This window comes from Streptomyces sp. BJ20, from assembly GCF_022869105.1.
Taxonomy (GTDB): Bacteria; Actinomycetota; Actinomycetes; order Streptomycetales; family Streptomycetaceae; genus Streptomyces; species Streptomyces griseoincarnatus.
In genome coordinates this window covers 4,142,038-4,168,209 of sequence record NZ_CP094918.1, presented here as the reverse complement: position 1 = coordinate 4,168,209, position 26,172 = coordinate 4,142,038, and the positions used below count along the sequence as shown (strand labels likewise).

Here is a 26,172-nt window from a genome sequence, read left to right as displayed (position 1 = left end):
AACGATTTCTCTGTGGCCCCCGTACGTCCCGGTATGACGGCCCATGTCCCCGGCGCGCCGGAGCGAGTGGCCCGGCTCACATGGCGTACCGCCTCCGCCGCGGACACGATGGTGATCGTCACCGGCAGGCTGAAGGGATCGACCATGTTCCGCAAGGTGCTCGTCGCCAACCGCGGCGAGATCGCGATCCGGGCGTTCCGCGCGGGCTACGAACTCGGTGCGCGCACCGTTGCCGTCTTCCCGTACGAGGACCGCAACTCGCTGCACCGTCTGAAGGCCGACGAGGCCTACGAGATCGGCGAACCGGGGCACCCGGTCCGGGCCTATCTGTCCGTCGAGGAGATCGTGCGCGCGGCGCGCCGGGCGGGCGCCGACGCCGTCTACCCGGGTTACGGATTCCTGTCGGAGAACCCCGAGCTGGCCAAGGCCTGCGCGGACGCAGGCATCACCTTCGTCGGGCCGGACGCCCGCATCCTGGAGCTGACCGGGAACAAGGCGCGCGCCGTGGCCGCCGCCCGGGAGGCGGGTGTGCCCGTCCTCGGCTCCTCCGCGCCCTCCACCGACGTCGACGAACTCGTGCGCGCCGCCGACGCGATCGGTTTCCCCGTGTTCGTGAAAGCGGTCGCCGGGGGCGGCGGACGCGGCATGCGCCGGGTGGAGGACCCCGCCCAGCTGCGGGAGGCCGTCGAGGCCGCGTCCCGGGAGGCCGCGTCCGCGTTCGGCGACCCCACGGTGTTCCTGGAGAAAGCCGTCGTCGAGCCCCGTCACATCGAGGTGCAGATCCTCGCCGACGGGCAGGGCAACGTGATCCACCTCTTCGAGCGGGACTGCTCCGTGCAGCGCCGGCACCAGAAGGTGATCGAGCTCGCCCCCGCGCCCAACCTCGACCCCGGGCTGCGCGACCGGATCTGCGCCGACGCCGTGAAGTTCGCCCGGCACATCGGCTACCGCAACGCCGGCACCGTGGAGTTCCTCCTCGACCGCGACGGCCGCCACGTCTTCATCGAGATGAACCCGCGCATCCAGGTCGAGCACACGGTCACCGAGGAGGTCACCGACGTCGACCTGGTGCAGGCGCAGCTGCGCATCGCCGGCGGCGAGTCGCTCGCCGACCTCGGACTGTCGCAGGAGTCGGTCACGCTGCGGGGCGCCGCTCTGCAGTGCCGCATCACCACCGAGGACCCGGCCAACGGCTTCCGCCCGGACACCGGCCGGATCAGCGCGTACCGCTCGCCCGGCGGCTCCGGCATCCGCCTCGACGGCGGAACCACCCACGCGGGCACGGAGATCAGCGCCCACTTCGACTCCATGCTGGTCAAACTGACCTGCCGGGGCCGTGACTTCGCCGCCGCCGTGGGCCGCGCCCGGCGCGCGGTCGCCGAGTTCCGCATCCGCGGCGTCGCCACCAACATCCCGTTCCTCCAGGCGGTGCTGGACGACCCCGACTTCCAGGCGGGGCGGGTCACCACCTCGTTCATCGAGCAGCGCCCGCAGCTGCTCACCGCGCGCCACTCCGCCGACCGCGGCACCAAGCTGCTCACCTATCTCGCCGACGTCACGGTGAACAAGCCGCACGGCGAGCGGCCGGAGCTGATCGACCCGCTGACCAAGCTGCCCGGGACGCCCGCGGGGGAGCCGCCGGCCGGCTCCCGGCAGCGCCTCGCCGAGCTGGGCCCCGAGGGCTTCGCCCGCTGGCTGCGCGAGTCGCCGGCCATCGGCGTCACCGACACCACCTTCCGCGACGCCCACCAGTCGCTGCTCGCCACCCGGGTCCGCACCAAGGACCTGCTCGCCGTCGCCCCGGTGGTCGCGCACACCCTGCCCGGGCTGCTGTCGCTGGAGTGCTGGGGCGGCGCCACCTACGACGTAGCCCTGCGCTTCCTCGCCGAGGACCCTTGGGAGCGGCTCGCCGCCCTGCGCGAGGCCGTGCCGAACATCTGCCTCCAGATGCTGCTGCGCGGCCGCAACACCGTCGGCTACACGCCGTACCCGACGGAGGTGACCGACGCCTTCGTGCAGGAGGCCGCCGCCACCGGCGTCGACGTCTTCCGTATCTTCGACGCGCTCAACGACGTCTCCCAGATGCGGCCCGCCGTCGACGCCGTCCGCGCGACCGGCACGTCAGTGGCGGAGGTCGCCCTCTGCTACACGGCCGACCTGTCCGACCCGTCGGAGCGGCTCTACACGCTGGACTACTACCTGCGGCTCGCCGAGCAGATCGTCGAGGCGGGCGCGCACGTCCTGGCCGTGAAGGACATGGCGGGCCTGCTGCGGGCGCCCGCGGCGGCGACTCTGGTGTCGGCGCTGCGCCGCGAGTTCGACCTGCCGGTGCACCTGCACACCCACGACACCGCGGGCGGTCAGCTCGCCACCTACCTCGCCGCGATCCAGGCGGGCGCGGACGCGGTGGACGGCGCGGTGGCCTCCATGGCCGGCACCACCTCGCAGCCCTCGCTGTCGGCGCTGGTCGCCGCCACCGACCACTCCGAGCGGCCCACCGGCCTTGACCTCCAGGCGGTCGGCGACCTGGAGCCGTACTGGGAGAGCGTCCGCAAGGTCTATGCGCCGTTCGAGGCGGGTCTGGCCTCCCCGACCGGGCGCGTCTACCACCACGAGATCCCCGGCGGCCAGCTCTCCAACCTGCGCACGCAGGCGATCGCGCTGGGTCTCGGCGACCGCTTCGAGGACATCGAGGCGATGTACGCGGCCGCCGACCGGATGCTGGGCCGGCTGGTGAAGGTCACCCCGTCGTCCAAGGTGGTCGGCGACCTCGCCCTGCACCTGGTGGGCGCGGGCGTGGACCCGCGTGAGTTCGAGGAGGACCCGGACCGCTTCGACATCCCCGACTCGGTCGTCGGCTTCCTGCGCGGCGAGCTGGGCACCCCGCCCGGCGGCTGGCCGGAGCCCTTCCGCACGAAGGCGCTGCGCGGGCGCGGCGAGCCCAAGCCGGCGCCGGAGCTGTCGGCCGAGGACCGCGAGGGCCTGGCCAAGGACCGGCGCCCGACCCTCAACCGGCTGCTGTTCCCCGCGCCGACCCGCGAGTTCGAGACGCACCGCCAGTCGTTCGGCGACACCAGCGTCCTGGACAGCAAGGACTTCTTCTACGGGCTGCGCCCGGGCAAGGAGTACGGCGTCGACCTCGACCCCGGCGTGCGGCTGCTGATCGAGCTGCAGGCGATCGGTGACGCGGACGAGCGCGGCATGCGCACGGTCATGGCCACACTGAACGGCCAGCTGCGGCCGATCCAGGTGCGCGACCGCGCCGCGGCCTCCGACGTGCCGGTCACCGAGAAGGCCGACCGCGCCGACCCGGGCCATGTGGCGGCGCCCTTCGCGGGCGTGGTGACCCTCGCGGTCGCCGAGGGCGACCAGGTGGAGGCCGGCGCCACGGTGGCCACCATCGAGGCGATGAAGATGGAGGCGGCCATCACGGCCCCGAAGTCCGGGACGGTGTCCCGGCTCGCGATCAACCGCATCCAGCAGGTGGAGGGCGGCGACCTCCTGGTCGAACTCGCCTGACCGACGCCTGATCAGCGCCCGAGCAACGGGCGGGCCATGCCCATGGCATATGCCCGCGCAACGGGGTCGCCGTCCAGCGTGACGGCGACCCCGCACGAACATCCGACGGCCTTCGAACAAGCCTGCGCGGGTGAGCTGTGGGACCGTAGATTGAGCGGCGACAACAGCTCTCGGAACACCACGGACGGCACTCATGACCGACCCTGCGACGGCACCCGGATCAGCGCAGCAGAAGATCGACACCTCGGTGCCGCACTCGGCCCGCATCTGGAACTACTGGCTGGGAGGGAAGGACAACTACCCTGTCGACGAGGAGGCCGGCGACGCCTACACCGCCGTCTTCCCCGGCATCGTCACCATCGCCCGCAGCAGCCGTGCCTTCCTGCGCCGCAACATCAGCTACCTGGCCGGTGAGCAGGGCATACGCCAGTTCCTCGACATCGGCACCGGTCTGCCGACCGCCGACAACACCCATCAGGTCGCCCAGCGGATCGCCCCGGAGTCCCGGATCGTCTACGTCGACAACGACCCGATGGTCCTCGCCCACGCCCGCGCGCTGCTCTACTCCACGCCCGAGGGCGCCACGGCGTACGTCGACGCGAACGTCCTGGAGCCCGAGCGCATCCTGAAGGCCGCGGGCGACACCCTGGACTTCTCGCGTCCCACCGCGCTGATCCTCAGCAACATCCTCGGCCACATCGCCGACTACGACAAGGCGCGCTCGGTCGTCGACCGGCTGATGGCGGCCCTGCCGTCAGGCAGCTTCCTGTCGATCAACGACGGCTCGCGCGGCATCGACCCGGTCTTCGAGCGTGCGCAGGACGGATACAACTCCAGCGGCGCCGTGCCGTACAACCTGCGGACGGTGGAGGAGATCACCTCCTTCTTCGACGGGCTGGAACTGGTCGAGCCGGGCGTCGTGTCCGTGCAGCAGTGGCGTCCGGACGAGGACGCGCCCGAGCCGCAGGTCATCGCCGAGCACGGCGGCCTGGCACGCAAGCCCTGACCTCACGCGCCGAGGCGGGTCCCCGTAACTCCCGGGACCCGCCTTTTCGTTGTCCGTGCGACGAACTTTGAACTCGTCGAGTACAAAGTATGGACGAGTTGAGCGGAAGTCTCCTAGCGTGTCGGCGCAACCGTTGGCGTACTCGCGAAAACGCGTCATCCGCACCGGAGTTGTCCGGCCCTCCGGTCGACCCAGCAGGAGGCAGAAGCATGGACGCACGGCTGTACCGGCATGTCCGAAGATCACTCACCGGCCTGCTCGTCGGCGCCTTCCTGGCGGGCGGCGTATGGGGGTCGCCCCTGGCCTCGGCCCGGCCGGGCGCCGCCGCGCGGGCCGACGTGCCGCCCCAGGAACCGGGCGTCACGCTCCGCGTGTTCGACGTGCAGGTCCCGCTCGAGAAGATCTGCACCCTCAAGCCCGGCCAGACCCCCAACGTCGACCGGCTGGCCCCGGTCGTCGACTTCCGGTCGACCGACGACTTCGGCGGGTTCGCTGACAACTTCGTCAGCCAGGTCACCGGGAACGTCCACGTGCCGGCCGCCGGTGCGTACACCTTTCGGCTGACCAGCGACGACGGCTCACGGCTGCTGATCGACGACCAGGTGGTGATCGACCACGACGGGCTGCACGGCGCCGAGCCCAAGGACGGCACCGTCGAACTCGCCGAGGGCATGCACGCGTTGCGCATCGACCACTTCGAGCGCGGCGGCGGCCAGCAGATCACCCTGGCCTGGCGGCCGCCGGGCGCCGACGCCTTCACGACCGTGCCGAACGAGGCGCTGACCACCGACGCCGGTGTGGTCCGGGTGACCGCGCCGGGCCGCAAGGAGTGCGAGGGCATCACCGACTCGCCCGGCGACGGCCTGCCGCTGAACGCCGTACGTCCCGACCACACACTCACCGACCTGCGCCCCGAGGGCTTCGAACCGCAGGTCACGGGCATGGACTGGCTGCCCGACGGCCGGCTGCTGGTGAGCACCTGGGGCGGCACCGACAACACGGCCGGTGAGATCTACGCCCTCGACCACGCCACCGGCTCCACCGGGCCCGGCAAGGTGACGGCCACGAAGATCGCCGGCGGGCTGAAGGAGCCGATGGGTCTCAAGGTCGTTGACGGCGCCGTCTACGTCTCGCAGAAGCACGAGCTGACCGAGCTGCGCGACAGCGACGGCGACGGCTCCCTCGACCGGTCCCGGACCGTCGCCACCTGGCCGTACGGCGGCAACTTCCACGAGTTCGCCTTCGGACTCCTCTACGACAAGGGCCACTTCTACCTGAACCTGTCCGTCGCCATCGACTACGGCGGCGCCACCACCGACCCGCAGCCCGCCCCCGGCCGGGGCGTCACCGTCAAGGTGAACAAGAAGACGGGGAAGGTCAGTTACCTGGCCGGAGGGCTGCGCACGCCCAACGGCATCGGCTGGGGGCCCGGGGGCGGCATGTTCGTCACCGACAACCAGGGCGGCTGGCTGCCCGCGTCCAAGCTGGTCCAGATCGAGCAGGGCCGCTTCTTCAACCACTACACCAACCCCGCCGGCCCCTTCGACGAGCAGCCGGTGACCCGGCCGGTGCTGTGGCTGCCGCAGAACGAGATCGCCAACTCGCCCAGCACCCCCCTGTACTTGACCAAGGGACGCTTCAAGGGACAGATGCTGTTCGGCGACGTCACCTACGGCGGGCTCCAGCGCGCCTACCTGGAGAAGGTCAAGGGCCAGTACCAGGGCGCGGTGTTCCGCTTCACCCAGGGACTCGAAGCGGGCGTGAACCGCATCAGCATGGGCCCCGACGGCGCGATCTACGTGGGAGGTCTGGGCGCCGACGGCAACTGGGGCCAGGAGGGCAAGCTCAGGTTCGGCCTGCAGAAGCTGACGCCCAACGGCGGCAACACCTTCGACATCCAGGCCATGCGGGCACGCAGGGGCGGCTTCGAGCTGGAGTACACCCAGCCCCTGTCGCCGGAGACCGCCGAGGACCTGGTGAGCCACTACCGGGCCGAGCAGTGGCGCTACACCCCGACCCGCGACTACGGCGGCCCCAAGATCGCCGAGGAGACCCTGGAGGTGACCTCCGCGAAGCTGTCCGCCGACCGCAGGAAGGTCACCCTGGCGATCGACGGCCTCAAGCCCGGCCGCGTGGTGCATCTGCGTTCCCCGCGCCCCTTCAGCTCCGCGTCCGGCGAGACCCTGTGGAGCACCGAGGCCTGGTACACCCTCAACGCCCTCCCCGGCGCCGAGCCCGCACCCGGCCCGGTCTACGAGGCGGAGGAGGCCACCCTCACGGGGGCGGCCGGCATCAACACCGACCACCGCGGCTACTCCGGCAGCGGATTCGTCGACCGGTACGGCACCCAGGGAGCCGCCACCACCTTCGACGTCACGGTGGACCGCGCCGGCTCCTACGACGTGGGCCTGCGCTACTCCAACGGCCCGAACCCCTTCCAGGGCACCAAGTCCGTCTCCCTGTACGTCAACGGACGCAAGATCAAGCAGACCGAGCTGCGCAGCACCGGCGACTGGGACACCTGGTCCACGCAGCGGGAGACGGTACGGCTGCGCGCCGGGCACAACACCGTCGCCTACCGGGTCGACGAGGGCGACACCGGGCACGTCAACCTGGACCTCGTCACCGTCGACCGGCACGGAGCCCCGGTCACCCTGTTCGACGGCCGCAACCTCGACCGCTGGCAGCACACCGACGGACGCCCTGTGGAGTGGCCGCTCGACGGCGGGGCGGCGGAGGTCTGCTGCGGTGACATCCGCACCAAGGACAGCTACGACGACTTCCGGCTGCACGTCGAGTACCGGCTGCCGAACCTGCCCCCGGACGTCACCGGCCAGGACCGCGCCAACAGCGGCGTCTACCTCCAGGACCGCTACGAGGTGCAGATCCTGGACTCCTACGGCGACACCACCCTCGCCACCGACGAGGCGGGCGCGATCTACCAGAAGAAGGCACCCGACGTGAACGCCGCCCGGCCGCCGGAGACCTGGCAGTCGTACGACATCGTCTTCCGCGCCGCGCGCTACGACGCCGAGGGCAACAAGACGTCCGACGCGCGGATCACGGTGGTGTGGAACGGCAGGAAGGTCCACGACGACGTGGCCGTGGACGGACCCACGGGCGGCGGCGCGCCCGAGGGCCCGGCTGCCGCGGCCGTCCGTCTCCAGGATCACGGCAACGCGGTGCGCTATCGCAACATCCGCATCGAGCCGCTGAGTTGACGCCGCCCGGATGAGGAGCACGGGTGTGGCCGGGGGCACGGGAACCCGGCCACACCACGGGGCGGTGTCCTATTGGGGACGGCTCCTGAGGGCAGCGCTCGTGTCCTGCGCGTTCACGGCCTGGTCAAGGTGGGTCACGACCGTGACCCGGCCGCCGTCGCCGGGATCGGGGTCGGGCATGACCTCTTCAGGGTCGACGAGGTAGACCTCGTGGCCGTCGAGCGTCAGCCGGCGTACAACCTCCAGGAGCACGCGTCGCGCGACGTCGTCCATCGAGTGCACCCGTGTGAGGTCCAGGGCCACCCTGACCTCCAGGTGGGCGGCGCCCACCACCTCCCGAACGACCTTCTCCGCTCCGGCGAATCCCAGTCCACCCTGCAGCTGAAGGACCCGCAGGGCGCTGGGTCCGCTGCCGACGACGTGATGGGTGCGCAGGGCCGCGCGGGCGGCGGCGGGCACCTCCATCACATGCAGACCCATGTCCGAGGAGAAGCGTTCGAAGAGGGACACCCCGCGAACGCTGTTCCCGTGGCTGTCCAGTCGTGGTGAGAACGTGGCGATGCCGATCTGTCCGGGAAGTGCGCCGATAAGGCCTCCGGCCACCCCGCTCTTGGCCGGGATGCCGACCTGGGTCGCCCAGTCACCTGCCGCGTCGTACATTCCACAGCTGAACATGACGCTCAGTACCTGACGTACCACTGGCTCCGGCACCACCCGCTCGCCCGAGAGCGGATTCACCCCGCGGTTCGCCAAGGTCGCGGCCATGACGGCCAGATCGCGCGCAGTGACGAGCAGGGAGCACTGGCGGATGTAGCCGTCGACAACGGCCTGCACATCGCCGGTCAGGACGCCGTGACTGCCGAGCATGTGAGCGATGGCGAGGTTGCGGTGCGCGTGCTCCATCTCCGAGGCATGTACCGACTCGTCCATCTTCAGCCGGCGCCCCGCGAAGGCCGAGAGGCCGTCGGTGATCCGTTCGACGCGCTGAGTCGGCTGGAGGCCCTCCGGGCCGGCCAGCGAGTGAGTGGTGATCGCGCCCGCGTTGATCATGGGGTTGAGAGGGCGCCCGGTGCCGCTTTCAAGGGAGATCTCATTGAACGCCTCCCCGGACGGCTCGACTCCGACTTTCGCAAGCACCTGGTCGAATCCCCGGTCCGACAGGGCGAGCGCATACACGAACGGTTTGGAGATCGACTGGATCGTGAACGCGGTGTCGATGTCACCGGCGCCGTAGACCTCACCGTCCACCATGGCGAAGGCGGCCCCGAGTCGCTCGGGGTCCGCTGTCGCCAGCTCAGGGATGTAACCGGCAGTCTCGCCGGTCGTATCCGCGGCCACCTCCCCCAGTGCCTCGGCCAGGTAGTCGGGAATCATGGATCTCATGCGTCCTCCTTCGTCGGTCGGTCGATCGCTTCATTGGAGATGCGATTCACTCCGCGCGGGAAGCGACATGCCGATGTCCTGCCGCAGGAAGACGAGGGGGAGCGAATCCACGCAGTACGCCCGGTGACGGCGGCTGTCGGCATGAGAGGAGAGCGCTCGGACGCGGTGGATCAAGTCCTCGCCGTGGGTGAGCGGTTCGGTACCGAGGCCGGCTTGGCGATCGATGCGGTGGGGTCGGCAGGGGCCGACCTGGTCGACGTCGATGCCGGTATGTCCTTCTCAGTCACTGACCTTGCTTCGGGACTGGTACAGCAGGTCCTGGTACTCGGGGTGCCGGTCGATCCAGCCCGCGAAGAAGGGGCAGGTGGCGAGCACCCGCAGTCGCGCGGCGCGTGCCTCGTCCAGGGCGGTGCGGGCCAGCGCGGACCCGATGCCCCGGCCCTCGTACTGCGGCTCGACCTCGGTGTGCACGAACGCGATGAGTTCCGTCGTACGGATGTACTGCGCGATGCCCGCGGGCTCGGACTCCCCGTCGACGCGGGCCTCGTAGCGCTTCGCCTCGGGGACGTCGCTGACCTCGACTGTCATGTGCCCTCCATGTAGGCCTGCTGTCACTCGGCTCGACGGCTTTCCGTGGGCCGGATCTCACCTTAACCGTGTCCGGTTGATGCATCAACTTTTGCGACGCCGCCCCATCCACCCCTGGGAGGCGAGGCCCTTCGATGAGCGAGTCGAGGGCTCCTCGCCTTCCACTCCGAGCCCGGTGGGCAGTCTGAAGGCATGCGGGTGGGCTCGCCGAACGAGTGCTCCTCGTTGGGGTCACCGCGCTCACCTGACCAGGCATCACGGCCTCCCTCTGCTGTCGCTCTGCGGCCGGTCGATCCAGAGGCGGTGTGGGGGAGGGGTGCGGTGAGCGATAATCCTCGATCACTGGTGTACAGCGATGGCGATCTTGCCGCGAGGGCGGCTGCGACCCTCGCCGATGGGGCCGCAGACCTCGTTACGCTCGTTCCATGAACGTATCGCCGCGCTGGCTGACCCAGGAGCAGCAGGCGGCCTGGGACGGTTTCATCCGGATGCAGGAGAAGCTCATCGGGCGTCTTGCCCGTAAGGTCCAGGCCGACTCCCGTATGTCCGCCGCCGATTACATCGTGCTGGCCAAGCTCACCGAGGCCGGCGGTCGGATGCGTTTCATGGACCTGACCAAGCTGGTCGAGTGGGAGAAAAGCCGCATGTCCCACCAGGTCGGACGGATGACGAAGCGCGGGCTGGTGACCAAGGAGGAGTGCCCCGACGACGGGCGCGGAGCCTTCGTCGTCGCCACCCCGGCCGGCCACCGGGCGATCGAAGACGCCGCGCCCCTGCACGTCGAGCACGTCCGCCGATTGTTCATCGATGCCCTGTCGAAGGACGACCTTGCCGTCATGGCCAGGATCTCGGCCCGTGTTCTCGAGCACCTCGAGAAGCAGCCCGACTGACCGGTCCGGGGCGGCGGGTTGGCTTGCATGACGTCGCAGTCGTACGGAACCGCCCCCTTTCCGTTTCCTCGTCGACACCCTGATCGCCGGCCTCTAGGCCGACCTGGTCAATCCTGCAAGGGAGCCCAATAGGCCGTGGGGCGTCCAGTGCGGTCGATTTACGGTGGTTGCATGTCCTCTTCGATGCGAGTAGTGGAACTTGTCCGTTTCGGTGATCCGGAGGTCGCGTTCGCGGCGCGGGAGCTGCCGCGACCTGCTCCGGGACCGGGTCAGGTGCTGGTGCGGGTGATGGCCACGTCCGTGAACCCCCTCGACCTGCAGACCCGGCGCGGCGACTACCGCGACCAGGTCGCGTTGCCCGCGGTGATCGGCAACGACGTGTCCGGCGTGGTGGTCGAGACCGGCCCCGGGGCGGACGACTTCCAGCCGGGTGACGAGGTCTGGTACCTGGCACCGATGTTCGCCGGGCAGGGCACCTATGCCGAGTTCCACGTGGTCGACCAGGCGCTGGTCGCCCGCAAGCCCGCCGGCCTGTCGCACGTCGAGGCCGCCGGACTCGTACTCGTCGGCATGACGGTGTGGGAAGCGCTGGTCGAACGTGCCGGGGTGCGGCCCGGGGAGCGGGTCCTGGTGCACGGCGGAGCGGGCGGGGTCGGCTCGGTCGCCGTCCAGATCGCCAGTGCGCTCGAAGCCGAGGTGATCACCACCGCGCGGACCAGGGATCACGAGTTCGTCACCGAACTCGGGGCGGACACCGCGATCGACTTCTCGGCGGGTGACTACGTGCCGCAGATCCGCGCGCTGGGCGGGGCGCACGTCGTCCTGGACACCGTGGGCCGGGACACCCTCAGTCGCAGCCCGGAGGTCCTCGCCGACCGAGGCCGCGTCGTGTCCATCGTGGACACCCCCGAACCCCAGAACCTGCTCGCCGCATGGGGCGTCAACGCGACCTACCATTTCGTCTTCGTCAGTCCCGGCCGGGCGAAGCTCGAAGCCCTCGGCCGACTCGTCGACCAGGGGCGGCTCCGACCGGTGATCGGTGCCGTGCTGCCGCTGGCCGACGTGACGAAGGCACACGTGCTGCTGGAAGGCGGCTCCATCGGCGAGGGCCGCAGCCGCCCGCGCGGCAAGATCGCCATCGCCGTGCACCCCCTGGACCAGTCGACGCACGGGACGGAGTCCTCGGGTGGCAAGGAATAGCGGTTCCCTGCGGGCGTCGTCTCGCACCCGCGTGACGATGCCCGCCGCGTCCGCCCTGCCCGGCTGCACACTCAGGCCGGAACCGTGTGCGGCGCGTACGTTCGCCCTGCGGGACCGCATCAGGATCCCCGCGGGGCGAACCTTCGTGGAACTGCTCCCGGACGAGTGCCCGCATCAGGTCGCTGCGGGAAGACGTAGGGCCCCGTACGAGACGCTTCGCCGTCCGGGACGCCCGGACGGCGAAGCCGAAGGGCGCGCCGGGCGGCCCGGTGGCACGCTGGGACCGAACGGAGTCTCCGAAAGGACCTCGCGGTGATCACCACTGATTTCGTCCACGGCTCGCCCTGCATGCTCGACGTCGGTGTCCCCGACGTCCCGGCCGCCGCGTCCTTCTACGGCGCGGTCCTCGGCTGGGACTACGAGCCGATGGGCGAGGAGGTCGAGGGCGGCATGTTCCGCAAGGACGGCAAGATGGTCGCCGGCCTCGGCAAGCTCACCGAGCAGGGCGCCCGGCCGGCCTGGATGATCTACTACACGGTCGCCGACGCGGACGCCGCCACCCGGGCAGTCGAGGCGGGCGGCGGCACCGTCCGCGTGGCGCCGATGGACATCGAGCAGTGGGGCAGGATGGCCCAGTACAGCGACCCGCTGGGTGGCCAGTTCGCCGTGTGGCAGCCGGGCGAGAGCAAGGGCGTCGACCTGGTCGACGCGCCCGGCTCGCTGTGCTGGACCGAGCTGTACACCAGCGACGTGGCCGGGGCACGGCGGTTCTACGGTGACGTCTTCGGCTGGCAGTTCAGCGACATGCCGATGCCGGGCGAGGAGGGCACGTACACGCTGATCACCCCGGCCGGCCAGCCCGAGGAGCGCATGCACGGCGGAATGATGGAGGTCGGCGAGGACGCCCTGTCCCTGGCCGGCGGGCGCCCCTACTGGCACCCGGTCTTCGCGGTCCCCGACTGCGACGCGGCCGTCGCCCAGGTGAACGAGAACGGCGGCACGGTGCAAATGGGCCCCGTGGACGCCGAGGGTGTCGGCCGGATGGCCCTGTGCCTGGACCCGTTCAAGGCCGACTTCGTGCTGCTCACCCCGGCGGAGGGCTGACGGGGCGGGCGGCTTCGGCGGTGGCCGGGCGCCGGGCGTCCACCTCGATCTCGATCCTCATCCGGGGATCGGCGAGACCGCAGACCATCATCGTCGCGGCCGGCCGCACCTCCCCGAAACACCGGCGCAGCACGGGCCAGCAGGGCTCGAAGTCCGCCCGGTCGGGCAGCAGGTAGCGCACCCGGACCACGTCGGCGAAGGTGCAGCCGGCCTCCGTCAGCGCGGCGCCGATGTTGCGCAGGCACTGCTCGGCCTGCTCCACGACGTCGTCGGAGATCGTCATGGCCGTGTAGTCGAAGCCCGTGGTCCCGGACACGTGCACCCGGTCGCCGTCGACCACGGCACGGGCGTAGCCGATCCGCTCCTCGAACTCGGAGCCGCTGAGAATCGCCCGCCGCGGTAGATCATCCGAAGGGTGGATCATGGTGGCATCGTATGCCGTCGCCAACTCCCCGTGCCATGACGGGGGAACACGGGACTGGTCGGCGTCATGGAGGAGCCGACCCGTGGGTTCTCGGCGTCGCCCCCTCCCCGGGCAGCCGGCCCCCGCCATCGTCGGCTGCCCCCTGCCGGGGCGGGACCACGGTCACCGATCCGGCCCCTCAGCCACTGCGCCGGCTCGTCCTCGCCACAGAGGCCGGGCCCGGCCTGGAACTCACGCGGCTGTTCCCCGGCACCCCGACCGTCCTGCTCGACGACTGATTCCGGGCCCGGCCGCGGAGCACCGCCATGGAGCCTGACGACCAGATCATGGAAGGCCCCGGGGAGCACCGTGTCGCCGAGGCCGCCGAACGGATCGTCGCCGAGGGCCGTCCCCGTCTGCACCGCACCTGGGCGTCACTGGTGGCCACCGCACTGCTGGGCGGCATCGACGTGAGCGTCGGCGTCATGACGCTGCTGTTCGTCAAGCACGAGACCGGCAGCGACCTCCTGGCCGGGCTGGCCTTCTCCGTGGGGCTGATCGCCCTGCTGCTCGGTCACAGCGAACTGTTCACCGAGGGCTTCCTCGTACCCGTCAGCACCGTGATCGCCGGGGCGGCCACCTGGCTCGACCTGCTGCGGCTGTGGGTCACGGTGCTGGTGATGAACCTCGTCGGCGGATGGGCGTTCATGTGGATCGTGATGCGGGCATTCCCCGAGCTGCACGCCACGGCCGCCGAGTCCGGCGCGCGGTTCGTCGACGGCGGGTACACCCTGGGCACCTTCTGCCTCACCGTGCTGGGCGGCGGCGTCATCACCCTGATGACGAGGATGCACCACGGCACCGAGTCCATGACCGGGAAGATCGTCGCGTCGGTGTCCGCCGCGTTCGTCCTGGCCGGACTCGGGCTGTGGCACTCGGTCCTGGACTCCATGATCGCTTTCGCCGGCCTGCACGCCGGGGACACCGCCTACGGGTACGCCGACTGGCTGGTCTGGCTGGCCTGGGCCGTCCTCGGCAACGTCGTCGGGGGCGTCCTGCTGACCACGGCCCCGCGCCTCGTTCGCAGCGCGCCGGTCCTGCGCGAGGACGCGCCCGCGACGGGAGCCGCGGACACCTGAGCCGGGAAGGGCCGCGTGAGGCGCCGCTCCCGCAGCGGCCACGGGGTGAAGATCTGAAACCCCGGACTTCGTGCGGCACGCAGCGGCCGGGGTACGAGTCCTTGAACGCCGGGCCCGCCCAAGCGGCATCGGGTGTCCGAAACACCGACAGCTGGACGCCCCAGGGGCGCGGGGAACTGCGCGACCGGCCCCGACGACCCGCACTCGCCGTGTGAGCAGCTACACCCCCATGCCTCTTGCCTAAAAGATTTAGGCGCAGGCATACTCGTTGTAGCTGAATGAAAGGACGACGATGGCACCGCGCGTAGGACTCACCACCGAGCGCCTGACCCAAGCGGGCGCGACCCTCGCCGACGAGGTGGGCTTCGACCAGGTGACCGTCTCGGAGCTCGCCCGGCGCTTCGACGTCAAGGTGGCGAGCCTCTACTCCCATGTGAAGAACTCGCACGACCTCAAGACCCGCATCGCCCTCCTGGCCCTGGAGGAACTCGCCGACCGCGCAGCCGACGCACTGGCCGGACGGGCGGGCAAGGACGCCCTCGTAGCCCTGGCGAACGTCTACCGCGACTACGCGCGCGAGCACCCGGGCCGGTACGCGGCCGCGCAGTTCCGGCTCGACCCCGAGACGGCCGCGGCCAGCGCCGGCGTACGGCACGCGAAGATGACCCGCGCCCTCCTGCGCGGCTACCACCTCGACGAGCCGGACCAGACCCACGCCGTCCGCCTGCTCGGCAGCGTCTTCCACGGCTACGTCAGCATCGAGATGGGCGGCGGCTTCAGCCACAGCGCCCCCGACACGGAGGAGACCTGGTCCCGCGTCCTCGACGCGCTGGACGCCCTCCTGCGCACCTGGCCACCGGCCTCCTGAACCGCCGACGCGCCCCACGTCCACCCACATCCCCGAGAGACGGACCCGGACATGCCCTCCGCATCGCACGCCACCCTGACCACCCCCGTCACCCCCGAGTTCGTACGCGGCGCCCTCGAACTGGAGGAGGCCCCCGACGGGCTGCTGCCGCACCGCCTGCCCGCCTGGGCGCGCGCCCAGTGCGCCGACGGACAGCTCGCCATGGCGGAGTCCCAGCCCTCCGGCGTCCGCCTGGTCCTCCGCACCTCCGCCACCGTCGTCGAACTGGAGACCGTCCCCACCAAGCGCGTCTACGCCGGCGCCCCGCCCCGCCCCGAGGGCCTGTACGACCTGCTCGTCGACGGGCGGCCCGCCGGGCAGGCGTCCGCGACCGGCGGAAACACCGTCACCATCGACATGTCGACCGGCAGCGCCGAGATGAGCTCCGGACCGGCGGGCGCCGTCCGCTTCGACGGGCTGCCCGGCACCGACAAGACCGTGGAGATCTGGCTGCCGTACAACGAGATCACCGCGCTCGTCGCGCTGCGCACGGACGCCCCGGTCGAGCCCGCGCCCGCCTCCGGCCGCCGCACCTGGCTGCACCACGGGAGCTCCATCAGCCACGGCTCCGACGCCGCGAGCCCGACCACCATCTGGCCCGCGCTCGCCGCCGCTGCGGGTGACGTGGACCTGGTGAACCTCGGCTTCGGCGGCAGCGCCCTGCTGGACCCGTTCGTCGCCCGCACCATGCGCGACGCGCCGGCCGACCTGATCAGCCTCAAGATCGGCATCAACCTCGTCAATGCCGACCTGATGCGGCTGCGCGCGCTCGGCCCCGCCCTGCACGGCTTCCTCGACACCATCCGCGACGGCCACCCCGACACGCCGCTGCTGGTCGTCTCACCGATCCTGTGCCCCATGCACGAGGACACGCCGGGCCCCACGGCCTTCGACTTCAGCCGGCTCGCCGAGGGGAAGCTGGGGTTCATCGCCTCCGGCGACCCGGAGGAGCGCGCCGAGGGCAAGCTCACGCTGAACGCCGTACGCGAGGAACTGGAGCGGGTGGTGCAGGCGCGGGCGAAGGAGGACCCGAACCTGGCCTACCTCGACGGGCGCGCCCTGTACGGGGAGGCCGACCACGCCGAACTCCCGCTGCCCGACGGGCTGCACCCGGACGCGGCCGCCCACCGGCTCATCGGCGAGCGGTTCGCCGCCCACGCCTTCGCGGCCGACGGTCCTTTCGGCTCCGGCAACTGACCGGAACGGTGGCCGCCCCTTGCCCGGGGGCTGCCACCACCCGTACGCCGAACCTCCGTTGACGCACAGTCACCTCTGCGCAAAGCCTGGACAGCCGCCCCACCGCGTGTTGTCATTCCGCTGCACACCGGATTTCCAACGTTGGAAGAACTCCCCGGCGGAACCGACGACGGCCGCCCTCGTTCCGCCGGGGCCCCATGCACCCAGCGCGAGGAAAGGTTCGATGACCAGACAACACCCCCGCTCGAGATCCCGATGGTGGGCCGTGCTGACCGTGACGGCACTCGCCCTGTCCACGGGCGCCCTGGCGCCCGCCGCGACGGCCGCCGCACCGGCCGCGGCAGACGGAGCCCCCGCCCGGGCCGCGGACGCCGACGTGCAGGTTCACGGGCTGAAGGGCGAGTACTTCCGCATGTCCGCGCCGGGCGCCCGTGACTTCGCCGAACTCGGCGGCGCCCAGCTCGAGCCGCAGATCAACTTCGCCGGTCTCACCAGCACCTTCGAGGAGCTGACCGGCCGGACGGAGCACACCACCGCCCGCTGGACCGGCCAGATCGAGGTCCCGGAGACGGACGACTACACCTTCCACGCCATCGGCGACAACGGCTTCCGCCTCTACATCGACGGCGAGCCGGTCATCGACCACTGGGAGCCCGACTGGGACCGGGAGCAGACCAGCGCCCCGGTGAAGCTCACCGCGGGCAAGACGTACGACTTCCGTCTGGAGATGTTCCAGGACCTCGGCGGGTCGAACATGTACCTGCGCTGGTCCACGCCGACGCTGCCCAAGCAGCTCGTGCCGATGACGGCGTTCACCCCGCCCGCCGACTTCGAGGTCTATCCGGTCGAGCTGACCGTCGGCCGCGACGGCCGCGCCCTGCGCGCCCGCTTCGACGGCCGGGTCGGCGACCTCGGGCAGGTGGCCGAGCACCTCAAGGTCGAGGCCGACACCACCGCACTGCCGATCAGGTCGGTGAAGACCGTCCCCGGCGACCGGAACTCCCTCCAGGTCACCCTCTCCGAGGCGGTCCAGAAGGCCCAGACGGTCCGCGTCGTCTACGACGGCGAGGGCGGCCTCACCGCCGGCGGCGAGGCCGTCCCCCGCATCGCCCGCTACGCCGAGAACATCTCCACCCACCGCCTCACCACCCCGTGGGGCGACAAGGTGAACCAGCACAACCCGCTGCCCGAGTACCCGCGCCCCCAGCAGGTCCGAAAGCAGTGGAAGAACCTCAACGGCCCCTGGCAGTTCAGCGGAGCGAAGGCGGGGGAGCAGCCCGTCTTCGGCAAGGACCTGAACGAGAAGATCGTCGTGCCGTTCCCGGCGGAGTCGCTGCTCTCCGGGATCGAGCGGCACGAGGACCACATGTTCTACCGCAAGCTCGTGGAGGTGCCGAAGAACTGGAAGGTCGGCAAGAGCGGAAAGAACCGGCTCAAGCTGAACTTCGGCGCCGTCGACTACGAGGCCCGCGTCTGGGTCAACGGCACGAAGGTCGCCGACCACACCGGCGGTTACAACGCGTTCACCGCCGACATCACGGACGCGCTGAAGAGCAAGGGGCCTCAGGAGATCGTCGTCGCCGTCACCGACACCGGCGGTCCCGACCAGCCGGTGGGCAAGCAGTCCACCAGCCCCGGCGGCATCTGGTACACCCAGTCCTCCGGCATCTGGCAGACCGTGTGGATGGAACCCGTCGCCGAGACGTCCATCGACAACGTCGTCACGACGCCGGACATCGACACCGAGACCCTCGCGGTGACCGTCGAGTCCGCCGGCGCGTCCGCGAAGGCACGCGTCGAGGCCGTGGCCCGCGACCACCGCGGCAAGGTCGTCGGCAGGGTGACCGGCCCTGCCAACAGGCAACTGACGCTGCCCGTGGCCAAGCAGCATCTCTGGAGCCCGGACGACCCGTACCTCTACGACCTCGACGTCACGCTGAAGGACGGCCGGTCCACCGACACGGTCGACAGTTACTTCGGCATGCGGAAGATCGGCATCGAGGACGTGGGCGGCTACAAGAAGCTCGTCCTCAACGGCGAGCCCGTCTTCTCCCTCGCCACCCTGGACCAGGGCTTCTGGCCCGACGGGCTCTACACCGCGCCCAGCGACGAGGCTCTGGCGTTCGACCTGAAGGCGCACAAGCAGCTCGGCTTCAACGCCGTCCGGAAGCACATCAAGGTGGAGTCGCCGCGCTGGTTCTACCACGCGGACCGGCTGGGCCTGCTGGTCTGGCAGGACTTCGTCTCCGGCGACCTGACCAGCGCCGACGGCCGGAAGGCGTTCGTCGACCAGGGCCGGGAGATGATGCGCCAGCACCACAGCTCGCCCTCCGTCATCGGCTGGATCGTCTTCAACGAGGGCTGGGGCGAGTGGGACCGGGAGGAGACCGGCAGGCTCACCGAGACCGTCAAGGCCGCCGACCCGTCCCGAGTCGTCAACGCGCACAGCGGGGTCAACTGCTGCAACAGCAAGGGCGACTCCGGCACGGGCGACATCATCGACCACCACGACTACAACAACGAGGACCCGCCCTTCCCGGACCACCGCGCGGCGATGGACGGCGAGCACGGCGGCTTCACCCTCCGCACCCCGGGGCACATGTGGCCCGGCCCGCCCACCGTCATCTACAGCGGCGTCGACAGCAAGGAGGCGCTGACCCGCAAGTACGTGGAGAACACGGAGAAGTTCTACCTCGACCAGGCCGCCGCGGAGCTGTCCGGCTCCGTGTACACGCAGATCACCGACCTGGAGAACGAGCTCAACGGCCTCTACACGTACGACCGCAGGGAGATCAAGGTCGACCCGGAGCCGGTGCGGGAGATCAACCTCAAGGTGATCGCGGCGGGCGCCTCCGCCGGTCAGCGCGAGCAGCTCAAGGGCGGCGGCCACTGGTCCCTCGACGAAGGCACCGGCACCACCGCCAAGGACGACGGCCCGAACGGCAAGGCGCTGACGCTCACCGAAGGCGCCACCTGGACCACCGGAGTCAGCGGCAGCGGGCTGAAGTTCGACGGGCAGTCCCAGTTCGCCCGGACGGACGGCCCGGTCCTCGACACCACCGGCAGCTACACCGTCTCCGCCTGGGTGACCCTCGACGCGCTGCCCGGCAACTACGCCACGGCGGTCAGCCAGGACGGCCGGCGCCAGGCCAGTCCGTTCTACCTCCAGTACGGGCAGGGCGCGTTCGCCTTCAGCACCCCCGCAGGACAGCGGGCCCGTCTGGAGACGCGGCCCGAACTCGGCCGCTGGTACCACCTGGTGGGCGTGCGCGACGGCGCCACCAACCAGATCTCCTTGTACGTCGACGGCAAGAAGGCGGCCACCGTCACCGGCGGTCCGAACTACGTCGGCTCCGGCCCCCTCGCGGTGGGCCGCGCCAAGTGGAACGGTGACGACACCGACTTCTGGAACGGCTCCGTCGACGAGGTGCACGCCTACGACAAGGCCCTCACCGCCGAGGAGGTGACCGCCCTCCACGAGGCGGAGAAGCCGTAACCCCGGCACGACGAAGGGGGGCGGACGCTGCGGCGCCCGCCCCCTCTCGCGTTCCCGTCATCCGGGGCTCAGGGTGTCCAGGGCGCCTCCACCGCCCACGTGGTGTCCTCGGCGAACAGGGCCGGAGAGTCGTACGCGCGCGTCCCGCCGGGGATCGCCAGCCACAACTCGGCTCCGTAGTGACGCAGATACTGGCCCGGGAAGTTGTACGCGGACAGCCTCACCCCGCCGTTCGCACCCCGCACCGGGCAGAAGGTGGCGTCCGCGCGGAACAGGTCGCCGCTGCCGCCCTCCTTGTACACACGGGAGTCGCGGTGCCGCAGGTACTCACCCGGGTAGTTGCGCGACTCGAACGAGTAGCAGGAGGCGTCCGCCAGGCCGGGGACGATCCGCCAGGTGGCGTCGGCCTTCAGCAGCGCCGCGCTGCCGCCGTTCACCACCTCGGTGAACACCGCGCCGTCCTTGTGCCGCACGTACCGGTCCGTGTAGCCGGGTGTGGTGACGCGCAGGGAACGGAACTGACCGGTGGGCAGCGTCACCGGGGCGGCCGGCGAGCGGGAGGCGTCGATCAGCGCCCGGTTGGCCGCCCGGACCCGCGCCTCGTCCACCTTGACCACCTGGCGGTCGTAGGTGAGCAGCCCGTTCGCCTCGTTCTCCACGTCGGTGATCTCCGTGTAGACGGCCGCGGACAGACCCCGCGGGAGACGCACCTCGCGAATGCCGTCCAGGAGTCCGACGAACCGGTTGTTCAGATGGGCGAGGGACGGCTGGTCCTCGTAACTGAAGCCGCCGCCCGGGTACCACTCGTGGCCGGCCACCTCGAAGCCGAGACCGCCGTACTCGCCGAGCACCGCGGCGCGGCCGGCGTCGGGCACGGTGGTGCCGGGGCCGACGTAGACATGGTGGTCGACGACGTCGCCGTTGCCGCTGTCGACGGCGCCGCAGCAGTTCACCCCGCTCATGTTGTCCACGAGCCGCGACGGGTCGTACGCCTTCACCTCGTTCGCGATCCGTGCCTGGTCGTACTGGCCCCAGCCCTCGTTCTGGTTCACCCACATGACCAGTGACGGGGAGCTGCGGTGCTGGTCGATGATCCGCCGGTACTCGGCCTCCCACTGGGCGCGCCCTGCCGCGTCGGGCGTGCGCTCCATGGAGGGCATGTCCTGCCACACCAGCAGACCGAGCCGGTCGGCCCAGTAGAACCAGCGCTGCGGCTCCACCTTGATGTGCTTGCGCACCATGTTGAAGCCCAGGTCCTTGTGTTTCTGCAGGTCGAACCGGAGGGCCGCGTCGGTCGGCGCGGTGTAGACGCCGTCGGGCCAGTAGCCCTGGTCCAGGGTGCCCGTCTGGAACACGAACTGCCCGTTCAGCACGGGCCGCGGCACGCCGTCCACGCGGGCGATTCCGACGGTGCGCATGCCGGTGTAGCTGCCGACCGTGTCGACCGTCGTCGAACCGGACAGCAGGTCGGCGCGCACGTCGTGGAGGAACGGGTCGTCGGGCGTCCAGCGGCGGGCGTTCGGCACCGGGACAGTGAACTCCGTGCCGACGGGACCGGTCGCCGTGCCGACCGTGGCGCCCCCGGCCGAGACCGTCACGCGGGCCTGATGCCCGCTCGTCCCGGCGCTCCGCACGGTGACCTTGAGCCGGTTGTTCGTCAGGTCCGGCACCATGTCGAGGCGCGTGATGTGCGCCGCCGCCGTGGGCTCCAGCCACACCGTCTGCCAGATGCCGGAGGCGGCCGTGTAGAAGATGCCGCCGCCCGGATGCGGCTGGACGTCGTTCAGCCGCTGCTTGCCGACCGCCTGACTGCCGTTCTGCGTGGGGTCCCACACGGAGACGACGATCGTGTTGGTGCCGCCCCGGTTCAGCAGGTCGGTGATGTCGTACGAGAACCCGTCGTAACCGCCGTCGTGAACGGCGCCCGCCTGGCGGTCGTTGACCCAGACGGTGGTGCGCCAGTCGCTCGCGCCGAAGTGCAGCTGGACACGCCGGCCGTCCCAGCTCGCGGGGACGGTGAAGGTGCGCTTGTACCAGAGCTTGTCGTTCTCGGTGACGCGTCGCTGGATGCCGGAGAGCGCCGACTCGGCGACGAACGGCACCCGGATCTGCTCCGGGAACGCGGCGGGCCGGCCGGCGTCCGCCGGGGTGACGGCGAAGTCCCAGATGCCGTTGAGGTTCGCCCAGTCGGGGCGGGTGAGCTGCGGGCGCGGGTACTCGGGCAGCGGATGGTCGACCGGGACCTGGTTCGTCCACGGCGTGGTCATCGGCGCGGGCTTCGGCGTCCACGCCGCCGGCGCCGCGGTCGCGGCCCCGGGAACGGTGAGGGCGGTGCCGGCCAGCAGGGCCAGCACCGCCAGGACGGTCGCCGTCCACCGCCGTCCCGGGCGGACGGCGGGTGGGACGGGCGCGGGTGTTCTACGCATCGTCACTCCTCGGGAAGTGGGGGTGGGAGACGTGCGCGTGCGATGAGCGGCCGGCAGCGCGAGGAGCGTGACCGGCCGCCGTACCGGACGCGGCAGCGGGAGCCAGGAGGCCCGCCGCCGCGTCCGGGGTCTACATCAGCTGCCGTCGGCGCCCCAGCCACGTCTGGGCGACGACCACCACGGCGAGGAAGGCGCCGCTGACGACCTGCTGGTAGGACGAGTCCAGGGAGCCGATCTGGTTGATGACGTTCTGGATCACCTTCAGCAGCAGCACCCCGACCAGCGACCCGCTGACGTAACCGAGTCCGCCGGTGAGCAGGGTGCCGCCGATGACCACGGCGGAGATCGCCTCGAGCTCCATTCCGTTGCCGAGGATGGTCACCCCGGACGCGAGCCACGCGGCGTTCAGCGCCCCGGCGAGACCGGCCAGCACCCCGGACAGCGTGTAGACGAGGATCTTGGTGCGGGCCACGGGGGCGCCCATGAGGGCCGCCGCGTCCTCGTTGCCGCCGACCGCGTACACGTGCTGTCCGAACCGGGTGCGGCGCAGCACGACCGCCCCGGCGACGAACAGCGCCAGCATGATCCACACCGGGTTGCCGAGACCGAGCGTGCTGCCCTGCCCCAGCTCGGCGAGGAACGAGCCCTTGCCGATGAGGTAGGTGTTCGCGCCCTCGTCGGTGATCGCCAGCATCAGGCCCCGGGCGCCCAGCATGGCCGCCAGGGTGACGATGAACGGCGCGAGCCGCGACCGGGCCACCAGCAGCCCGTTGACCACGCCGACCGCCCCGCACACCACCAGCGGCAGCAGCAGCGCCACCAGCGTCCCGTGCCGTGAACCCCAGGCGGCCAGCACCCCGCCGAGCGCGAACAGCGAGCCCACCGACAGGTCGATGCCGCCGGTGATGATCACGAACGTCATGCCGAGCGCGACGATCGCCAGGAACGCCGAACTCGTCGCCATGTTGCTGACGTTGTCGCCGGTCGCGAACGAGTCGAAGCTGAACGTCGCCACCAGCGAGACGATGACGAGCACCGCCAGCGCGCCGTGCTGCTGCACCTGGGCGCTCAGCCGCTCCGAGCGCGCCGACCCCACGGGCTCGTCGCCCGCCGTCGGCTTCCCGCCGTCCGCGCTCACCGGTGCCTGCGTCTTCGAGACGGTCATCGCTTCCCCCGTCCCCGCGCCGCGTAGACCGCGGCCACGATCACTACGGCCTGCGCGATCTGCGTCCACGACGGCGGCAGATCGTGCTTGATGAGAGTGGCGGTGAGCAGCTGGATGAGGACCGCGCCCGCCACCGTCCCGGCGATGTTGACCCGGCCGCCGGTGAGCGGCGTGCCGCCGACCACGACGGCGGTGATGGCGGACAGCTCCATCAGGTTGCCCAGCGACGTCGGGTCGCTGGCCTGCAGCCGCGCGGTGGCGAGCACGCCCGCCACGGCGGCGAGCAGCGCGGACACCACGTACACCACGATCAGCACCCGCCGTACCGGAAGGCCGGCGAGCTGAGCCGCGGGACGGCTGTCGCCGATGGCGAGGAGCTGCCGTCCGAAGGTGGTGCGGCGCACCGTGAAGGCCACCAGCAGCGCCAGCACGGCCGCGATCAGGATCAGGTACGGGATGCCCAGCACGTCGCCCGAACCGAGCGACGCGAGCTGCGGGTTGCGCAGGTCCTTCAGCTGCGGCAGCAGCACCAGGGCCAGGCCCCGCCCGCCCACCATGAGGGCGAGTGTCGCCACGATGGGCTGCACCCCGACCAGCGCCACCAGCGCCCCGTTCGCGAGCCCCACGCCGGCGGCGAACAGTGCCACCACGAGCAGCGCGGGCACCAGTCCGTAGCCCAGGTAGAGGGCGGTCACCGAGGCCGCCAGCGCCATCACGGCGCCCACCGACAGGTCGACGCCCTCGGTGCCGATGACCAGGGCCATGCCGAGCGCGACGATGATGACGGGTGCCACCTGCACGGCCTGGGTGCGGAAGTTCTCCGCGGACAGGAAGTGCGGGGTGATGACGGCGTTGACGACGAGCAGCAGCGCCACACCGGCGTACACGCCGTACTTCTGGAGCCACTGCAGGGCGCGGGCCTTGTCCAGCGGGACGGTCCTCAGAGCGGCTTCAGCCATCGGTGGCCGCCTCCTCGACCGCGTCCCGTGCCGGGGCGTCGCCGGCGATGGTCCGCATCAGCTTTTCCTCGGTGACCTCGGCGCCGGTCAGCTCGCCGACGACGGCACCGTCCTTCAGTACGACCACGCGGTCGGACCCTTCGATCAGTTCCTCCAGGTCGGAGGAGATGAGCAGGACGCCCAGGCCGTCGGCGGCCAGTTCGTCCACGAGCTTCTGCACCTCGGCCTTGGCGCCGACGTCGATGCCCCGGGTGGGCTCGTCGAGGAGCAGCACCTTCGGGTTCATCGCCAGCCAGCGGGCGAGCAGCACCTTCTGCTGGTTGCCGCCGGACAGTTCGCCGACCTTCTGCTGCGGCGAGGACGCCTTGATGCGCAGCCGCTCGACGAACGTGTTCACGAGGGAGTCGACGCGCGCCTCGGACACCAGCCCGAAGCGGGAGAGGCGGGGGAGGACGGCCAGGGAGATGTTCTCCCGGACCGACAGGCCTGGCACGATGCCCTCGCTCTTGCGGTCCTCCGGCAGCAGACTCACGCCCGCGCGGATCGCGGCCGGGGTGGAACCCCCGCGCAGGGGCGCCCCGGCCACCACCACCCGGCCCGAACTCAGGCGCAGCGCCCCGGAGATGGCCTTCGCCGTCTCGGTGCGCCCGGACCCGAGCAGCCCGCCGAGCCCGACCACCTCGCCGGGCCGGATACTGACCGACACCCCGTGCAACTGGTGCGGGACCGTCAGGTCCGTGGCCTCCAGAACCGGCCGGGTGTCGGTGGTGTGGTGGTCGCCGGTGAACTTCGTCAGCCCCTCCGACCGCACCTCGCCCAGCTCGCGGCCCAGCATGGTGGACACCAGGGACAGCCGGTCCAGGTCGGCGAGCCTGCCGTGATGGACGCGCCGGCCGTCGCGCAGCACGGTCACCGTGTCGCACACGGCGTACAGCTCGTCCAGGCGGTGGCTGACGTAGACGACGGCGATGCCCTCGTCGCGCAGCCGGCGGATCACCGAGAACAGCGTCTCGACCTCCCGCGGTTCGAGCGACGACGTCGGCTCGTCCATGATGACGATCCGCGCCTCGCTCGCCACGGCCCGGGCCAGCGCGACCATCTGCTGCGCGCCCACACCCAGGCTGCGCAGCGGCCGCCGTACGTCGACACGGACGCCGTAGCCGCGCAGGGTCTCCTCGGCCTCGCGGTGCATGCGGGCGAAGTCCAGCAGACCGAAGCGGTTCCGCGGTTCACGGCCGAGGAACAGATTGCGGGCCACGCTCAACAGCGGGATGAGGTTGACCTCTTGGTAGATCGTCGAGATGCCGGCCTTCTGCGCCTCCAACGGGGTGGCGAAGGAGACCGGACGGCCCTGGAAAACGATGTCACCGGCGTCGGGCCGGTACACCCCGGTGAGGAGTTTGATGAGCGTCGACTTGCCTGCGCCGTTCTCGCCGATCAGGGCGTGGACCTCACCGGCGTGCAGGGTCAGGTCCACGTCGTCCAGGGCCCGGACGCCGGGGAACGTCTTGCTCAGTCCGCGGACGGCGAGGACTTCGGCGGGGGGAGCCACCTGTGCCTCCAGGATGG

Annotated in this window: 17 protein-coding genes; 10 read left to right on the top strand and 7 right to left on the bottom strand. The window is 70.9% G+C overall.

The features are described 5' to 3' along the window. Positions 1-144 precede the first annotated feature (144 nt). The 3 genes from MTR79_RS18605 to MTR79_RS18595 all read left to right on the top strand — a co-directional run bounded on the left by MTR79_RS18605 (position 145) and on the right by MTR79_RS18595 (position 7,746). Positions 145-3,519 (top strand): pyruvate carboxylase, encoded by a 3,375-nt coding sequence (locus MTR79_RS18605; protein ID WP_189364873.1) that lies wholly within the window; start codon positions 145-147, stop codon positions 3,517-3,519. A 193-nt stretch (positions 3,520-3,712) separates the two neighbouring features. Continuing rightward, positions 3,713-4,525, top strand: coding sequence for an SAM-dependent methyltransferase (locus MTR79_RS18600; RefSeq protein ID WP_189364615.1), 813 nt, complete (start codon positions 3,713-3,715; stop codon positions 4,523-4,525). Positions 4,526-4,734: 209 nt separating this feature from the next. Beyond that, positions 4,735-7,746 (top strand): family 16 glycoside hydrolase, encoded by a 3,012-nt coding sequence (locus MTR79_RS18595; RefSeq protein WP_244791373.1) that lies wholly within the window; start codon positions 4,735-4,737, stop codon positions 7,744-7,746. A gap of 69 nt (positions 7,747-7,815) precedes the next feature. Here MTR79_RS18595 and MTR79_RS18590 read toward each other — a convergent pair whose 3' ends face one another. Beyond that, the gene (locus MTR79_RS18590; RefSeq protein ID WP_244791371.1) at positions 7,816-9,129 is read right to left on the bottom strand and encodes a glutaminase; all 1,314 of its coding nucleotides are present in this window, start codon (positions 9,127-9,129) and stop codon (positions 7,816-7,818) included. 279 nt (positions 9,130-9,408) lie between these two features. Then, positions 9,409-9,717 (bottom strand): GNAT family N-acetyltransferase, encoded by a 309-nt coding sequence (locus tag MTR79_RS18585; protein WP_189364621.1) that lies wholly within the window; start codon positions 9,715-9,717, stop codon positions 9,409-9,411. A 425-nt stretch (positions 9,718-10,142) separates the two neighbouring features. Here MTR79_RS18585 and MTR79_RS18580 point away from each other — a divergent pair, with 425 nt between their 5' ends. From MTR79_RS18580 to MTR79_RS18570, 3 genes are all read left to right on the top strand, one after another. Beyond that, complete coding sequence (locus MTR79_RS18580) at positions 10,143-10,607, top strand: MarR family winged helix-turn-helix transcriptional regulator (RefSeq protein ID WP_189364622.1); 465 nt, start codon at positions 10,143-10,145, stop codon at positions 10,605-10,607. A gap of 183 nt (positions 10,608-10,790) precedes the next feature. Beyond that, positions 10,791-11,807, top strand: coding sequence for a zinc-binding dehydrogenase (locus MTR79_RS18575; RefSeq protein ID WP_244793238.1), 1,017 nt, complete (start codon positions 10,791-10,793; stop codon positions 11,805-11,807). A 312-nt stretch (positions 11,808-12,119) separates the two neighbouring features. Next, positions 12,120-12,911, top strand: coding sequence for a VOC family protein (locus tag MTR79_RS18570; RefSeq protein WP_189364626.1), 792 nt, complete (start codon positions 12,120-12,122; stop codon positions 12,909-12,911). On the opposite strand, the gene MTR79_RS18565 is transcribed toward MTR79_RS18570, so the two are convergent. After that, complete coding sequence (locus tag MTR79_RS18565) at positions 12,892-13,335, bottom strand: RidA family protein (RefSeq protein WP_048458797.1); 444 nt, start codon at positions 13,333-13,335, stop codon at positions 12,892-12,894. The two genes, MTR79_RS18570 and MTR79_RS18565, sit on opposite strands and share 20 nt — an antisense overlap. A 305-nt stretch (positions 13,336-13,640) precedes the next feature. Here MTR79_RS18565 and MTR79_RS18560 point away from each other — a divergent pair, with 305 nt between their 5' ends. The 4 genes from MTR79_RS18560 to MTR79_RS18545 all read left to right on the top strand — a co-directional run bounded on the left by MTR79_RS18560 (position 13,641) and on the right by MTR79_RS18545 (position 20,053). Further along, positions 13,641-14,453: a formate/nitrite transporter family protein gene (locus MTR79_RS18560; protein WP_189364628.1), complete on the top strand. Its 813-nt coding sequence runs from the start codon at positions 13,641-13,643 to the stop codon at positions 14,451-14,453. Positions 14,454-14,745: 292 nt separating this feature from the next. Then, a complete protein-coding gene (locus MTR79_RS18555) occupies positions 14,746-15,321 on the top strand; it encodes a TetR-like C-terminal domain-containing protein (protein ID WP_189364630.1) in 576 nt (191 codons plus the stop codon). Between the two features lie 51 nt (positions 15,322-15,372). Further along, complete coding sequence (locus tag MTR79_RS18550) at positions 15,373-16,557, top strand: GDSL-type esterase/lipase family protein (protein WP_244791369.1); 1,185 nt, start codon at positions 15,373-15,375, stop codon at positions 16,555-16,557. A 223-nt stretch (positions 16,558-16,780) separates the two neighbouring features. Further along, the gene (locus MTR79_RS18545) at positions 16,781-20,053 is read left to right on the top strand and encodes a LamG-like jellyroll fold domain-containing protein (RefSeq protein ID WP_244791367.1); all 3,273 of its coding nucleotides are present in this window, start codon (positions 16,781-16,783) and stop codon (positions 20,051-20,053) included. Between the two features lie 68 nt (positions 20,054-20,121). Here the strand turns inward: MTR79_RS18545 and MTR79_RS18540 are convergent, their stop codons facing one another. From MTR79_RS18540 to MTR79_RS18525, 4 genes are all read right to left on the bottom strand, one after another. Further along, a complete protein-coding gene (locus MTR79_RS18540) occupies positions 20,122-22,479 on the bottom strand; it encodes an AbfB domain-containing protein (RefSeq protein ID WP_244791365.1) in 2,358 nt (785 codons plus the stop codon). Positions 22,480-22,609: 130 nt separating this feature from the next. Further along, on the bottom strand, positions 22,610-23,644 hold the full coding sequence (locus MTR79_RS18535) for an ABC transporter permease (protein ID WP_244791363.1): 1,035 nt from the start codon (positions 23,642-23,644) through the stop codon (positions 22,610-22,612). Next, complete coding sequence (locus tag MTR79_RS18530; protein ID WP_244791361.1) at positions 23,641-24,603, bottom strand: ABC transporter permease; 963 nt, start codon at positions 24,601-24,603, stop codon at positions 23,641-23,643. Before MTR79_RS18530 ends, MTR79_RS18535 begins: the two co-directional genes overlap by 4 nt. Beyond that, positions 24,596-26,155: a sugar ABC transporter ATP-binding protein gene (locus MTR79_RS18525; RefSeq protein WP_244791359.1), complete on the bottom strand. Its 1,560-nt coding sequence runs from the start codon at positions 26,153-26,155 to the stop codon at positions 24,596-24,598. Before MTR79_RS18525 ends, MTR79_RS18530 begins: the two co-directional genes overlap by 8 nt. Positions 26,156-26,172 lie beyond the last annotated feature (17 nt).

Excerpts from the sequence above, each read along its gene's own strand:
- MTR79_RS18605 (WP_189364873.1), top strand. The coding sequence starts at position 145 with ATGTTCCGCAAGGTGCTCGTCGCCAACCGCGGCGAGATCGCGATCCGG.
- MTR79_RS18600 (WP_189364615.1), top strand. The coding sequence starts at position 3,713 with ATGACCGACCCTGCGACGGCACCCGGATCAGCGCAGCAGAAGATCGAC.
- MTR79_RS18595 (WP_244791373.1), top strand. The coding sequence starts at position 4,735 with ATGGACGCACGGCTGTACCGGCATGTCCGAAGATCACTCACCGGCCTG.
- MTR79_RS18590 (WP_244791371.1), bottom strand. The coding sequence starts at position 9,129 with ATGAGATCCATGATTCCCGACTACCTGGCCGAGGCACTGGGGGAGGTG.
- MTR79_RS18585 (WP_189364621.1), bottom strand. The coding sequence starts at position 9,717 with ATGACAGTCGAGGTCAGCGACGTCCCCGAGGCGAAGCGCTACGAGGCC.
- MTR79_RS18580 (WP_189364622.1), top strand. The coding sequence starts at position 10,143 with ATGAACGTATCGCCGCGCTGGCTGACCCAGGAGCAGCAGGCGGCCTGG.
- MTR79_RS18575 (WP_244793238.1), top strand. The coding sequence starts at position 10,791 with ATGCGAGTAGTGGAACTTGTCCGTTTCGGTGATCCGGAGGTCGCGTTC.
- MTR79_RS18565 (WP_048458797.1), bottom strand. The coding sequence starts at position 13,335 with ATGATCCACCCTTCGGATGATCTACCGCGGCGGGCGATTCTCAGCGGC.
- MTR79_RS18560 (WP_189364628.1), top strand. The coding sequence starts at position 13,641 with ATGGAGCCTGACGACCAGATCATGGAAGGCCCCGGGGAGCACCGTGTC.
- MTR79_RS18555 (WP_189364630.1), top strand. The coding sequence starts at position 14,746 with ATGGCACCGCGCGTAGGACTCACCACCGAGCGCCTGACCCAAGCGGGC.
- MTR79_RS18550 (WP_244791369.1), top strand. The coding sequence starts at position 15,373 with ATGCCCTCCGCATCGCACGCCACCCTGACCACCCCCGTCACCCCCGAG.
- MTR79_RS18545 (WP_244791367.1), top strand. The coding sequence starts at position 16,781 with ATGACCAGACAACACCCCCGCTCGAGATCCCGATGGTGGGCCGTGCTG.
- MTR79_RS18540 (WP_244791365.1), bottom strand. The coding sequence starts at position 22,479 with ATGCGTAGAACACCCGCGCCCGTCCCACCCGCCGTCCGCCCGGGACGG.
- MTR79_RS18535 (WP_244791363.1), bottom strand. The coding sequence starts at position 23,644 with ATGACCGTCTCGAAGACGCAGGCACCGGTGAGCGCGGACGGCGGGAAG.
- MTR79_RS18530 (WP_244791361.1), bottom strand. The coding sequence starts at position 24,603 with ATGGCTGAAGCCGCTCTGAGGACCGTCCCGCTGGACAAGGCCCGCGCC.